This window comes from Rhodophyticola sp. SM2404, assembly GCF_053570515.1.
On record NZ_JBSEDL010000001.1, the window covers coordinates 235638 to 249734 of the forward strand.

General features: G+C 56.7%; 12 protein-coding genes. 9 read left to right on the plus strand and 3 right to left on the minus strand.

The genetic code is table 11. From position 1 onward, the window contains the following. Positions 1 to 6 precede the first annotated feature (6 nt). Genes ACTYEO_RS01195 through ACTYEO_RS01205 form a run of 3 tightly spaced genes read right to left on the minus strand, consistent with a single transcriptional unit; the run spans position 7 to position 3825 of the window. Positions 7 to 465 (minus strand): DUF3237 domain-containing protein, encoded by a 459-nt coding sequence (locus ACTYEO_RS01195; RefSeq protein WP_449321882.1) that lies wholly within the window; start codon positions 463 to 465, stop codon positions 7 to 9. Further along, positions 446 to 2746 carry a TRAP transporter permease gene (locus tag ACTYEO_RS01200; RefSeq protein ID WP_449321883.1) on the minus strand — a complete coding sequence of 767 codons (2301 nt, stop codon included), beginning with the start codon at positions 2744 to 2746 and terminating at the stop codon, positions 446 to 448. Before ACTYEO_RS01200 ends, ACTYEO_RS01195 begins: the two co-directional genes overlap by 20 nt. 23 nt (positions 2747 to 2769) lie before the next feature. Further along, positions 2770 to 3825 carry a TAXI family TRAP transporter solute-binding subunit gene (locus tag ACTYEO_RS01205; protein WP_449321884.1) on the minus strand — a complete coding sequence of 352 codons (1056 nt, stop codon included), beginning with the start codon at positions 3823 to 3825 and terminating at the stop codon, positions 2770 to 2772. Between the two features lie 130 nt (positions 3826 to 3955). Here ACTYEO_RS01205 and ACTYEO_RS01210 point away from each other — a divergent pair, with 130 nt between their 5' ends. The 9 genes from ACTYEO_RS01210 to ACTYEO_RS01250 all read left to right on the plus strand — a co-directional run bounded on the left by ACTYEO_RS01210 (position 3956) and on the right by ACTYEO_RS01250 (position 13804). Continuing rightward, positions 3956 to 4480: a MarR family winged helix-turn-helix transcriptional regulator gene (locus tag ACTYEO_RS01210; protein WP_449321885.1), complete on the plus strand. Its 525-nt coding sequence runs from the start codon at positions 3956 to 3958 to the stop codon at positions 4478 to 4480. Beyond that, entirely contained in the window at positions 4477 to 6129 is a 1653-nt protein-coding gene (locus ACTYEO_RS01215) for a sulfatase-like hydrolase/transferase (RefSeq protein WP_449321886.1), read from the plus strand. Before ACTYEO_RS01210 ends, ACTYEO_RS01215 begins: the two co-directional genes overlap by 4 nt. A 325-nt stretch (positions 6130 to 6454) precedes the next feature. Further along, positions 6455 to 7750: an ABC transporter substrate-binding protein gene (locus ACTYEO_RS01220; protein ID WP_449321887.1), complete on the plus strand. Its 1296-nt coding sequence runs from the start codon at positions 6455 to 6457 to the stop codon at positions 7748 to 7750. 168 nt (positions 7751 to 7918) lie between these two features. Then, positions 7919 to 8857, plus strand: a complete 939-nt coding sequence (locus ACTYEO_RS01225) for a carbohydrate ABC transporter permease (RefSeq protein WP_449321888.1) — start codon at positions 7919 to 7921, stop codon at positions 8855 to 8857. 11 nt (positions 8858 to 8868) lie between these two features. Further along, positions 8869 to 9705: a carbohydrate ABC transporter permease gene (locus ACTYEO_RS01230; RefSeq protein ID WP_449321889.1), complete on the plus strand. Its 837-nt coding sequence runs from the start codon at positions 8869 to 8871 to the stop codon at positions 9703 to 9705. Beyond that, positions 9705 to 10466, plus strand: a complete 762-nt coding sequence (locus ACTYEO_RS01235; protein ID WP_449321890.1) for an SDR family oxidoreductase — start codon at positions 9705 to 9707, stop codon at positions 10464 to 10466. Before ACTYEO_RS01230 ends, ACTYEO_RS01235 begins: the two co-directional genes overlap by 1 nt. 4 nt (positions 10467 to 10470) lie before the next feature. After that, the gene (locus ACTYEO_RS01240) at positions 10471 to 11364 is read left to right on the plus strand and encodes a helix-turn-helix domain-containing protein (protein ID WP_449321891.1); all 894 of its coding nucleotides are present in this window, start codon (positions 10471 to 10473) and stop codon (positions 11362 to 11364) included. Then, complete coding sequence (locus ACTYEO_RS01245; protein ID WP_449321892.1) at positions 11361 to 12782, plus strand: mannitol dehydrogenase family protein; 1422 nt, start codon at positions 11361 to 11363, stop codon at positions 12780 to 12782. The genes ACTYEO_RS01240 and ACTYEO_RS01245 overlap by 4 nt, the downstream gene beginning before the upstream one ends. Beyond that, positions 12770 to 13804 carry an ABC transporter ATP-binding protein gene (locus tag ACTYEO_RS01250; RefSeq protein WP_449321893.1) on the plus strand — a complete coding sequence of 345 codons (1035 nt, stop codon included), beginning with the start codon at positions 12770 to 12772 and terminating at the stop codon, positions 13802 to 13804. Before ACTYEO_RS01245 ends, ACTYEO_RS01250 begins: the two co-directional genes overlap by 13 nt. Positions 13805 to 14097: the final 293 nt, after the last annotated feature.

The window sequence follows — 14097 nt, forward strand, 5'->3', positions numbered from 1 at the left end:
CGGCATTTAGGTCAACGCGTAAAGATCGACGATGACCCGCGTGTGCTCGCGTTTGCCTGTACCGACAAAGAGTGTTTGGTTCACCCAATCATACCGTGCATCGCCTGTTTCAAGGCGGGCATGGGTGCGCATATAGTAGCTGTCTTCAGGCACGTCTTCGCCGCGGGCGATTGCGGCAAGCACTTCGGCAGGGCCATGGCGGTAGCCGTAATTGCATACCTCAATCGTTGCTCCATCATCGGTCTCAAAAGCATAGCGCGTGTCCAACTCGGCGGTGGCATTGGCGAAGACGGTTTGCCAATCAGCCCCGAGGTTCAGGATGCGCCCCGATAGTCTTGGCCCTGTGACGGTTCCGCCGATGATCGGGATGATCCTGCGGCGCCCTGCGCGTCCTGTGCCCATCTCGCGGATCGGGCCCAGTTCGACCTGTAGCTGGCAGGCGAATTCAAGTTGAGGCGGTTGCATGATATCTCCGAGATTGCACAACATGCAGCACGATCAGCGCCACAGCGCCCAGAATGCCGAACCACATCACCCCTTCGGTTTTCCACATGATCAAAATGGCAAGCCCAAGCCGCGCTGTGATTTCCCAGCTGCGAAGCGGTGCGCGGTCATATCGGGCCAGAGCCGAGGCCACCAAATAGAGCGCAAAAACCAACCGTGCGGATAGAAGGGCAAGGGCGGTCAATTCTACCTCGCCGCTATAGCCTTCGATCAGGGTGCGCGCGCCGTTTGAGTCGGTGATGGTTACGGCCTCGGGGATCAAAAGAAGCTCGGGATACCACGCAAAGATGAAGGGGATCGTGAACATCACAATGCCCACGCGTACGGCGGCAATGCCTGTGCGCATTGGCTCGGCTCCCGTGATGGAAGCCGCAGCAAAGGCGGCAACCGCAACGGGTGGCGTGATGGCCGAGGCGACAGCGAAATAGAACACAAACATATGTGCCGTGAAAAAGCTGACGCCCAGATTGGCCAGCAGCGGCCCAAGCAGCAAGGCGACATTCACATAGGCGGGTACGGTCGGCATGCCCATTCCAAGCAGGATCGCGCAGAGCATCGCACAAGTCAGTGCCAGCATCAGATAGACCCCGCCGACCACCTGCAAATCATAGCCGAATATGCGGATCACCTGTGCCTGTTCCAGCCATGAAGTTACGGCGCGGGTCAATTCGCCCGTCAGCCCGCTTTCATTCAGGAAGGCCGAGATGATCGAGACCGCAAAGAGCAAAAGAAAAAGCCGCGAGATCAGAATGCCGCCATCCGCCAGCGATTTCAGGATTTTGGACGGTGTCTTGCGTGTCTCGGGATCGAGTAGCAAGAGCGGGATCAATACAGCAACAGCCCACCACCCCGCCGAGACCGCATCGCCCGTTGAATTCGAAATCGTCTGCAATAGCGCTGTTGGCAAGATGGCCGCCAGCACGCCGGTGCCGATGGCGTCCTTATTGCCCAAAAGCAGAAACAGGATGGTCAGGATGGGCACTACGATAATGATCAGGTTCAGCCAATCTTGGCGATCCATGATCTGATCGGGGGGGATTTCGCGCATCGCCTCGACCTTCTCGCGGCGGGCTTGGAACATCACGGCCAGAAAGATCGAGAAGAAAAAGAACATCGCAGGTAAGAAGGCTGCGGTGATGACTTTGGTATAGGGAACGGCCGTCAGGGCGACGAGCACGAAGGCCGCAACCCCCATCACAGGCGGCATGATCTGCCCGCCCGATGAGGCCGCCGCTTCGACACCGCCTGCGAATTCCTTGGAAAACCCGTTGCGCCGCATCATCGGGATGGTCAGCCGCCCCGTAGACAGCACATTGGTGACGGGTCCGCCCGTGATCGTGCCGAACATCGCGGATGAGACGATGGCGGCATGTGCGGGGCCGCCGCGCAGATTGCGGGTGGCGCGCACTGCCAGCTTGATCAAGGAGGTGCCGCCCGCCGAGGTGCCGAATAAGGCGCCAAGAACCACATAAGGGAACACTTGGTTCACGATGATATCCATGAACCGCCCCATGAATCCGTCAGGCGTGACAAAGATATTGGTGACCTTCTGGATGGCCGCGGCGCGTATATCGCCGCCATCAGCCCCCAGCTTGGTCAGCAGGAAGTTGTTATCGGACAGATCGAACATCCAGATCAGCGCCGTGCCAACCGTGTAGAGCACCACTACGCTGGCCACAGCGACCAGAGGAAGGCCCCAGACGCGGATGTTATACAGAAAGAACAGGGTGATGATGACGAATAGCAGCGGGATAATCCAAATGCCGAAACGGGCCTGACAGGAGGGGACCTCGGCCTCAAACGAAATGCCGGGGATCACACCTGCCGAGCGCTCGGCCGCATCTTGGATCAGCCTTGCCCGCTCGCCCGTGATCTGGTCGATCAGGCAGATGGAATCGATTTCCACCAGAAAGCCGAAGGCGGCCAGAAAGGCGGCCAGTAAAAGCCCTGCATCGAGCATAAGGCCCAACCATGCCAAATGGGGTTTCTCGGCCCGCCATGCGCGGTAAACGCTGGCATCCAGCGCCACGATGGTCATCATCAAAAAGAAAACGGGTGGGTAGAAATATTCAGGCGGGAAGTTCGAGACCCGAAAGAAAGGGCGCCCGCTCAGGTCGCGCGCCCAATCTTGAAGCCCTGTAACCTCGGGCATTGTGTTGAGCATGCCCACGCAGACCAGCACCAGCGCCAATACGATCGCGATGCGCCGTCCAAGCGGTTGGTCTGCTGTCTGCGTGGTCATGCTCTATTGCTTTCCTCAAGCGATCAGGGGCGCAAGCAATCAGCGATGCTATGGCCTGCCTCTTCGAAGGCACGGATGGCACCCGCATGCATCTTGATCTGAACTGCACCACATGCGCCTTGAGACACACCATCGATATCGCCAAAGCTTAGCATCGTGTATGGTCCGCGCGGAGAGCCTTCGAGGAAGCGCTGCTCCCCTTCGAGATACGCCTTGGTGATCTCATAGGCGAGCTCTTCATCCATTGAGGCGTTTACGATCTGGCCAAAAGCGGTGGCGAAGCTGTCGAATGTATCATCATCAGTGACGATGGTGATGTCATTGCCAGCATAGGCTGCGCGGAATTCCTCGACCGGAACCGAATAAGGCGCATGGCCAGGCGCGGCCAGAATCTGTTGACCCAATTCGCTGGCAAGCAGATCGGATGGCACGTCATGGATGGTGATGCCACCTGCCGCCGCAATCGCGATTTGACGGCCAGAGGGCAGACCTTCGGGAATGGTCCATGCGTCGGCACCGCCGCCTGTGATGCTTCCAACGGTATCGGGCCAAGGCGTCTGGATGCCTTCGTAGTCTTCGCCATCATTGCCGCCCGAGAGCAGCTGCACCATTGCGCGACCCGAGGTCAGTGCAGCCCCGCGTGGCGGTCCGTTCCAGATGCGCATGCCGTCCAGAGATGTGATATCTTCAACGGGGTTGCTGTTATAATAGCCAAAAATCTGCGCCGAGCCTGCATTCCAGAACAGGACGCGCAAATTGTCGGCCATTGCGGCGCCATCTTCAGGGCCGACACCGCTATAGGGGCCAATACCGCGCGACAACAAGAAGGGCAGGATCAGCGGGGCAGGGGCCATATCCAACTGCCCTTCCGCAACCGCTTGTACGGAATTTGTCAGGGTCGCGCCTTCGGTGATCTGCATGGTGGCCACGCCCGCGCTGTCAAGGATCGCGGCCAGTGTTGTATCAATGTAATGCGGGGTTGATCCCGGTGTCGTTGTCTCTGCCGTCAAAGTGGCCTGTGCGGCAGCGGCAAGCGGAGCCAGCGCGACCGCTGCTCCAAGAATTGCTGTCTTGATCATAATATCCTCCCTTGATCCCGCGCCTTCCTCCAAAGGCGCGCAGGCATGGAGCCCGCAATCACGCTTGCAGAGTTTATATGACTTGTCACGTATTTTCTTTCGGCCCATGATGCCCTCAGGAGGAGAGCTGATGACCGAGCAGGTGGAGATTGATGCCGCACAAATTCGCGCGCGAATGGAGCGTGAGGGGCTGAATATCTTCTCGCGATTGCCTGCTGTTTATGCGGCATCGCGGGTTCAGGGGCGCAATTTTCTGGCACTGGGCGGTGGCTTGTCGATCGTGGAATGGCGCACGCTTTGGGATTTGGCCGAGGCGGGTCCTTTGACGATTCGGGATCTGGCGGCGATCCAGCGGGCGGATCATTCTCTGCTCAGCCGTGCGCTGCCCGATATCCGCGACAAGGGCTATGTAACGATGGACCGTGACAGCAGGGACGGGCGACAGACCCTTGTGAGCCTAACTGACAAGGGCCGTGCTGCCTATGAAGAAGCCGCGCCTGTGATGGCCAGCCGCCGTGCTGCTTTGCGCAAGGTTTTCTCCGAAGATGAAATTCGCGTTCTGGCGGGCTTTCTTGATCGGCTGGAAGACTTTATGCGCATTCCGGTGGATCAATTGATCGCGGACCAGCCTGCCGAAAAGGACAATCTTTCATGACCAAGCGCCCGAATGTTTTGTGGATCATGGCCGATCAATTACGGTTTGATTACCTCAGTTGTTACGGCCATCCGCATCTGCACACGCCGCATCTGGATGCGCTGGCCGCGCGAGGGGTGCGCTTCACCAATGCTTATGTGCAATCGCCCGTGTGTGGCCCCTCGCGGATGTCGGCCTATACGGGGCGCTATGTGCGCAGCCATGGCTCCACTTGGAATGGAATGCCGTTGCGTGTGGGCGAGCCCACTTTGGGGGATCACCTGCGCGAAGCAGGCGCGCGCGCCGTGCTGGTGGGCAAAACCCATATGACCGCCGATGCCGAGGGCATGGCATGGCTTGGGATTGATCCTGCCAGCGAGATCGGTGTGCGTGTTTCGGAATGTGGGTTTGAACCCTATGAGCGCGATGACGGTCTGCACCCTGATAGCGCGCGGCAGAACTGGTCGGCCTATGATGATTATTTGGTGGCGCATGGGTTCACTTCGGATAACCCGTGGGAGGATTTCGCCAATTCGGGGCTGGATGAGAATGGCGACCTGCTTTCGGCTTGGCTGCTAGAGAACTCGCGCCTGCCTGCCAATGTGCCCGAAGAGCATTCCGAGACCGCCTATATGACGGATCGCGCGATTGACTTCATGCAAGAGGCCGAAGCCGACGGGCGGCCATGGATGTGCCATCTGAGCTATATCAAGCCGCATTGGCCTTACATCGTGCCTGCGCCCTATCATGACATTTATGACGAAAGTCACATCGTGCCGCCTGTGCGCTCAGCTTCCGAGCATGACAATGACCACCCGTTGATGCAGGCCTATCTGGGCGCGCGGGTGTGTCAGAGCTTTGCCCGCGATGAGGTCCGCGAGCATGTGATCCCCGCTTATATGGGGTTGATCAAACAATTGGACGACAATCTAGGCAGGCTGTTTGCATGGATGGATGAGGCGGGGATCAGCGACAATACGATCATCGCCTTTACCTCCGACCATGGCGATTACATGGGCGATCACTGGATGGGTGATAAGGATTTCTATCACGAAATGGCGGTGAAAGTGCCATTGATCATCGCAGACCCGCGCAAGGATGCAGATGCCAGCCGTGGCAGCGTATCGGATGCACTGGTCGAGATGATCGACCTTGCACCCACCTTCATGACCGCCTTGGGCTGTGCACCAAAACCCCATGTGATCGAAGGCCGTGACCTAACGCCGATCCTGCATGGTACCGACGGGTTCTCGCGCAATTACGCAATCAGCCAGCATGATTATCACTGGTCCGACATGGCCCGTACGCTGGAGCAGCCGCAGGAACATGCCCATACCACGATGATCTTTGACGGACGTTGGAAATACATCCGCTGCGAAGGGTTCCGCCCTGTGCTGTTTGATCTTGAGACCGATCCGCAGGAAGTGAATGATCTGGGTGGCTCCGAGGCGGCCGACCACGTGGCCGTTCGCGCGCGGATGGAGGCGGCTTTGCTCAATTGGGCCACGCGTCACCATACACGGATCACGGCGACACCCACGGTGCTGGCACGCCAGAAAAAAGCCGCTGAAACAGGTATCCTGATCGGGTTCTGGGATAGGGCCGAATATAAAGCCGCCACAGGGATCGAATTCGACAGCCTCACTCCCATGGGCCGCAAGAAGGGCTAGGCGCAAGGCTGCCCTCACCGTCAAAAGAAGCAATCAAGAGCATCTCGACAGGGGCCAATTGGGGGGCTTCTGCGCTGTGTGGCGTGCAAGAATACGCGCAGAGGCATTGCCAGCTACAAAGCCGAGCAAAGCGGTCGAGAGGCATCGCGCATCCTTATCGCAAAACGGACCGCCATTAAGGATGCTACCCCATCTGCCGCAATCTGCGATGCATATTGATAGAATCCTACAATCAATTGTCCGTATTGTATTGGAGCGGGGTTCGATAACTCTCCATGCTCTTTTCATAGACTTTAACGAATCTATGTTTTCTGGGAGGAATAACATGACACTTTTGCGGACAACCGCACTCGGCCTGACGCTTGGCGTGGCTGGTGCATCTTTTGCAATGGCGGACGGTCACGGGCAGGCACTGACCATCGCGATCGTCAATAACGGCCACATGATCAACATGCAGACTGTTGCCGAAGCCTATACCGCTGATACAGGCGTTGAGCTGAACTGGGTATCGCTGGAAGAAGGCGTTCTTCGTGAACAGGTAACCTCGGACACAGCCACCGGTGGCGGCCAGTACGACATCATCAATATCGGCATGCAGGAAGCACCCATCTGGGGCGCAGCCGGTTGGATCGAGCCACTTGAATTCGGTGCTGACTACAATATCGACGACATGCTGCCAGCCATTCGCAATGGCCTGTCGCATGAAGGCACATTGTATGCTGCGCCTTTCTACGGTGAATCCTCGATGGTCATGTATCGTCGTGACCTGACAGATGCCGCTGGCGTCACAATCGCTGACAATGACTCGTGGGATAACATCCGCGCAGCCGCTGATGCGATCCACAACCCTGATGAGGGTGTCTACGGTGTTTGTCTTCGCGGCAAGCCCGGCTGGGGCGACAACATGGCCTTCGTGACCACTGTTGTGAACTCCTTCGGTGGCGCTTGGTTTGATGCAGATATGCGTCCAGCACTCGATTCCGACGAATGGAATGCAGCGATCAATTTCTACGTTGACCTTCTGGGCACCTATGGCCCTCCCGGTTCCGAGGGTAACTCCTTCAACGAGATCCTCGCGCTCTATAACGAAGGTCGTTGTGGCATGTGGATCGACGCAACAATCGCGGCGTCCTTCCTCGAAGTTGACGGCGTAGATTACGCTCAATCGCCAAATGCAGGTAACCCTGTTGGTGCAAACTGGTTGTGGGCATGGGCAATGGCTGTTCCATCGGGGTCGCCAAACTCCGAAGCTGCACATGACTTCATCGAATGGGCAACTTCGCAGGCCTATGTTGAAGCGGTAGCTGCACATCCTGACTTTGGTTGGGGTTCGGTTCCAACAGGGACACGCGCATCCACCTATGCAAACCCTGAGTTCCAAGCAGTTGCTGGTTTTGCAGCCGCTGAAATGGCAGCGATTGAATCTGCGGCTCCTGAAGCCACAGACCTGAAGCCCTACGTTGGCGTTCAGTTCGCAGCTATCCCTGAATTCCCCGAAGTAGGCACAGCCGTTGCGCAAGAAATCGCAGCTGCTCTGTCCGGTGCGAAAACAGTTGAAGAAGCTCTGGCGGATGCACAAGCTGCCGCAGACGCGATCATGTCTGAAGCCGGTTACTACTAATCGTCTTTGAAAAGATCGAAGGGCCCGGGTTGTATCTCGGGTCCTTCTACCGCCCTCGCTGATTTGATCAGCCGTCGGATTTGACCATAGCGCCCTTGCGCCATTGATCGATATCCTGACACTTGCAAAACCTACCGAAACCTCCGCTTCGCAAAGGGCACGAGAGTTATGTCGAAACGCACGCTCCCTCGAATTCTCCAAACCCCAGCTGTGCTTCTCTTGCTGGTTTGGATGTTGGTTCCGCTGAGCATGACGCTGTATTTCTCGTTTATCAGATATGTTCTGAACAGCTCGATCCGGCCTGAATGGACCACCCCTGCGCTGAGCAACTGGCGGGGTTTCGGGAATTACGAATATGTTTTGAATGCGCGCGATTTCTGGTTCGCAGTCCAGAACAGCGTTTTCATCGTCAGCAGTATCCTTGTGATCACCGTTATTCTGGGCCTTGGCATTGCGGTTCTGGTTAACCGCTCCTTCCCCGGACGCGGGATTGTCAGGGTCCTTCTGATTTCGCCCTTTTTCGTGATGCCCGCGGTGAATGCCGTGTTGTGGATCAACATGATCCTTGACCCTGTCTTGGGCCTGCAAGGGATCGCGGTATCGGGCTTGAATGATTTTGTGGCGGGTATGCGCGATTTCCCTGTATTGGGTGGGTTCTTCTCGCTCTGGCCCGAGATCGAGCCGATCTCCTTCCGCGCGACCCAGACCTCATCCTATGCCGTTATCATGATGGTGGCTTGGCAATGGACACCTTTCGCGGTGTTGATTTTCATGACCTCGCTTCAATCCGAGGACGAGTCCCAGAAAGAGGCCGCCACATTGGACGGGGCCAGCGCATGGTCGCAATTCATCAATTTGACGGTGCCGCATCTGGCGCGTCCGATCGCGATTGTGGTGATGATCCAGTCGATCTTTCACCTGTCGCTTTATGCGGAAATCGAGATTGTCAGCCGAGGGAACGGCAACAAGAACCTTCCCTATCTGATCGGTGAATTCGCCTCGAATAATATCGGTGCTGCAAGTGCTACGGGCATCTTCGCAGTCATCCTTGCCAATATCATCGCAATCTTTTTGCTGCGAATGGTTGGCAAGAGCTTGATGGATTAAGGACCAAGATCATGGCAACAGTCGCTCAATCCTCAAAACTCAGCAATGTCCTCTGGCCGGCTCTGGCTTGGACCATCGCGCTGATCTTCTTTTTCCCAATCTTCTGGCTGGTCTTTACCAGCTTCAAGACCGATGCCGATGCAGTGCGCCCTGAACACCTGTTTTTCTTCACGCCGACTTTGGAGAATTACACGAATATGACCGAGAATTATGACTATTGGCGCTTTGCGATCAATTCGGTCATCACCTCCAGCTTCGCGACTGTCTTTGCCCTTTTTGTTGGGGTGCCTGCGGCCTATGCGATGGCGTTTGACCCCAGCCGTCACACCAAAGACATCCTGATGTGGATGTTGTCGACCAAGATGTTGCCAGCGGCGGCGGTGCTGTATCCGATGACCTTCCTGACCAAGAATTTCCTAGGGATTTTTGATACCCATTTCCTTGTGATCTTGGTGCTGTGTCTGATCAATCTGCCGATCGTGATCTGGATGCTGTTCACCTATTTCAAGGAAATCCCGAAGGAGATCATTGAAGCAGGCAAAATGGATGGTGTCAGCACATGGGGCGAGATCAAGGATATCCTTATTCCGCTGGCTTGGGGCGGCATTGCCTCTACGGCGTTGCTGACCTTCATTTTCTGCTGGAACGAGGCCTATTGGACAGTGCGCCTGACCACGATTGATGCAGCGACCCTGTCGAAGCTGATCGAGGGCAACCGCGCGCCTGAGGGTCTGTTCTTCGGGCGCCTTTCAGCGGTTTCCACGGCGGCCATCGCCCCGATCGTTGTTTTGGGCTGGTTCTGTCAAAAGCAATTGGTGCAGGGCCTTACCTTCGGAGCGGTCAAGTAATGTTGAACGCCGCCCCCACAGATCTGACGGGAAAGACCGCTTTGGTCACAGGTGCCAGCGGCGGCATTGGGGCCAGTGCTGTTGCGCATTTCGCGGCGCTTGGGGCGCAGGTCTATGCCACCGACATTTCCGACAGCTTTGACGGGCCTGCCCGCTATAAAAAATTCGATCTTCTAGATGGTGCTGATCTGGGGGCTTGCACCGATTGGATTGCCGAGATCAAACCTGACATCTTGTTCAATAACGCGGCCATTTTCGGAATGGGCAGTGTTTTGGAAGAGGGTGATCTGGATCAGCTCGACCGTTTGTTCGGCGTCAATGTGCGCGCCTTTTATGCGATTTTGCAGGCCGCCTCAAAATCAATGGTCGCGCATAATCAGAAGGGCTCGATCATCAATCTTGCCTCTCAAGCGGGGCATCGCGGCGAGGCTCTTGTGGCGCATTATTGCGCGAGCAAGGCGGCCGTTATCAGCTACACGCAATCCACGGCCTTGGCCCTTGCGCCGCATCACATCAGGGTCAATGCCATCAGCCCTGGTGTGATCGATACGCCCATGTGGAAAAGCGTTGATGCCCTTTTTGCCAGATTTGAGGGCAAGGAACTGGGGCAGAAAAAGCGCGAGGTCGGTGAGGCCGTACCGCTTGGCTATATGGGCCAGCCCGATGATGTCGCACGGGCCGCTGTCTTCCTCGCTTCCGATCAATCATCCTACATGACCGCGCAAACCATCGGTGTCGATGGCGGCAATGTGCTGAGGTGATCTGATGTCGATTATTGCCCCAGAGATTGAAATGGTTGACCGCAAGACACGGTCCATCCGCTATCTTGAACATGGCTGGCCCAGTGAATTGTGCCGCTGGCATGCGCATGAAGAATACGAGCTCCACCTGATTACGGCGACGCGGGGCAAGGCCTTTGTGGGGGACCATATCGGTGACTTCAAAGCGGGTGATCTGTTCATGACAGGGCCCAATCTGCCGCATAACTGGATCACCGATCAGGTCTGGTCCGAGCCTGTGGCGATCCGCGATATGCTGGTTCAGTTCAGCCATTCCAGCGTTGAAAAACTGGCCGAAGGTTTTCCCGAATTTGCCCAAGTGCTGCAGATGCTTAAACTGGCGCAATCGGGCATTCTGTTTGAGGGTTTCAACCCCACTTTCGCGCGCGGCCATATGGAGGCGATCCGCGACAATAAGGGGGCCGAGCGCATTCTGGCCTTTGTGCGGTTTCTTGTCCGCCTCAATGAACATGCCGAAAAGAAAACCCTCTCCTCGGCCAAGCTGATCCAGCCCGAAGGTGGCAGCAAGCAGGCCCGTATCGCAGGAGTTGTCGATTACATCGTCAAGAATTTCAGCGAAGGTCTGACCCTTGCCCAAGCGGCCGAAATGGCGGGCATGACCGAGATTACGTTTAGCCGAAATTTTCAGGCGGTCACGGGGCATAGTTTTGTGGCGTTCCTGAACCGTATCCGCATCGGCGAGGCCTGCGGCATGCTCTATGCCTCCGATGATCAGATCATCATGATCGCCGAGATGGCGGGTTTTAAGAACCTTGCCAATTTCAACCGACATTTCCTGAAGCTCAAGGGCATGACACCTTCCGAATACCGCGACACCGCGCGTAGGGATCTTGCACCGCATTTGGAGTCTACCTCGTGAACACTGCGTCGCTGATCCCTGATTTCGCCACCCGCTATGACAGGTCTGCCTGCCAGATTGGTGTGGTGCATTTGGGCTTTGGAGCGTTCCACCGCGCCCATCAGGCCGTGTATCTGGATGACTATATGGAAGCCTCGGGCGATCTGCGTTGGGGGATTGCGGCAGTGAATTTGCGCGGCTCGGAAGCCGAGCAATTTGCAGCCGCCCAAGCCGATATCGCGCGTCATGACGGGTATTTCCTGAAATCCTATTCTGCCGATGAAGAGGTTGAGCTGCGCCGCGTTCGCAGCCATGTCGCCTTTGCAGATTGGAGCCATGACAAGGCGCAGTCCGAGGCTCTTTTATCCGAGCCTTCTGTTCATCTGGTGACAATCACCGTGACGGAAAGTGGCTACTACACTGGGCCCAGTGGCGCGCTGAACACCGCCGATCCGATGATCGCATCCGAGGTTTCGGGCGGCGATGCGCAGAGCGTTTATGGCTATCTGCGCGCGGCACTTGGCCTGCGTATGGCCAATAGCTCCGCCCCTCTGACAATCGCGTGCTGTGATAATATCCGCCAAAATGGCAAGATGTTGCGCCGCAATCTTCTGGCCTATCTGGAGGCTTGCGGCGATCAGGCATTGGCCGATTGGGTTGCCGCCCATGTGGCCTTCCCCTGTTCGATGGTCGACAGGATCACCCCTCGCAGCCCTGACGCCCTTGGGCGCGATCTATCCGCCATGTTGGGCAAGGATGTGACCTCGCCGATCATGGCCGAGGATTTCACCCAATGGGTTCTACAAGATAGCAAAGCCTCTGGCATGCCTGATCTGGCCCAAGCAGGCGTAACGGTCACCGCTGATGTCGACCCCTATGAAGAAACCAAAATCAGGGTTCTGAATGGCGGGCATACTGCCTTGGTCTATCTTGCGGCCCTTGAGGGGATCGAGACCTTCGACGCGGCCATGCGCCAGCCACATCTGAACGCGCATTTCCAAAGCTATGAGACCGAGGAAGTGCTGCCCGCGATCACGATTGATCTGCCCTTCTCGAAGCAGGATTACCTTGCCCATATCACGCGGCGCTTTGGCAATGAGGCGATCGGCGATACGGTGGCCCGCATTTCCGCAGATGGAATGGCGAAATTCCCGATCTTCATTCGCCCCACGCTTGAAGGGTGCTTTGCGCAGGGCATCCTGCCCATCCATGGCATCCGCAGTATCGCCAGTTGGTATGTTTTTGCCCGCCATGTCGCGGCAGGCAAGATACCCTTTGCCTATGTGGAACCCGCTTGGGATGACCTCTCGGCACTGCTGGGAAGCGACGCGTTCCTGACAGATCGTCAGCTTTGGGGCGAGCTGCCCGAAACCTATCCCGAGTTCATTGAAACTCTGCGCGATGAAATTAAAGAATTGGAGACAAAATGGCCGGTCTGACACTGCGCAATGTGCGCAAAAGCTATGGCGACCTGCAAGTCATGCACGGGGTTGATCTCGACATTGAGGATGGCGAATTTGTCGTTTTCGTCGGTCCCTCGGGCTGCGGAAAATCCACCTTGCTGCGCATGATCGCAGGGCTGGAAGAAATCTCGGACGGCACCGTCGCGATTGGGGATCAGGAGGTCAATTCTGTCGCTGCCTCAAAGCGGGGCGTGGCCATGGTGTTCCAGTCCTACGCGCTTTATCCGCATATGACCGTCTATAAGAATATGGCCTTTGGTCTCAAACAGGCCAAGACCGACCCCGCCGAGATTGACCGCCGCGTAAAAGACGCAGCCGAAATTCTGCAGATCACCGATTATCTCGACCGCAGCCCGCGCAACCTATCGGGCGGTCAACGCCAGCGTGTCGCGATTGGCCGTGCGATTGTGCGCGACCCGAAGGTGTTCCTGTTTGACGAGCCGCTCTCGAACCTTGATGCGGCCTTGCGCGTGCAAACTCGCCTCGAGATTGCGCGCCTTCACCAACGTCTGAAGACCACGATGATCTATGTCACCCATGATCAGGTCGAGGCGATGACCTTGGCCGATAAAATCGTGGTGCTGCGGGATGGTCGGATCGAACAGGTCGGCTCCCCGATCGAGCTATATGACCGCCCTGCGAATGCATTTGTGGCCCAGTTCATCGGTAGCCCGAAGATGAATTTCTTCACGGCAAGCGATCTTGGCAAAAATGCAGGTAAGGTTTTGGGTCGTGATCTCGCGGCCACCGAGCAAGTGGGCCTGCGCCCTGAACATTTGGCCGTCTCGACGGCTGCCAAAGCCGTTGTCGAGGGCCGTTTGGAATTGGTCGAAAACCTTGGTGAATACGCCTTGGTCCACCTGATCACAGCAAATGGCACCGAATTCATCGCCAAGACCGAGAAGCCGCCCGCCGAGGAAAAAGGCAGCACAATTGGCTTCACCGTCAAGCCTGAGCTGGCCCATTACTTTGATAGCGAAAGCGGTTTGCGCATCTGACGCGACCCGCAAGGGCTTGCCGATTTAGATGGCTCAAGGCGCGCTGTGCCCTGAGCCCTCTACTTTTTCGGATGGTTTTCCATCTGCATGTTTTTTAAGCATTGATCTATAAAATCATGCAAAGTGATGGCTGCGCGGTGCGCATAGACCCGCGCGAGCATTGATCTTTCCACCTCTTTTTCCACTGCTGGTGCTATGAGTATTGGCACGTCAAAGACGGTCGTTGCATCAGCTTGGCAAGGTAGGATTGAAGTCATCTCTACACATATTTTAGAAGCGCTCTCCGCCGTTGC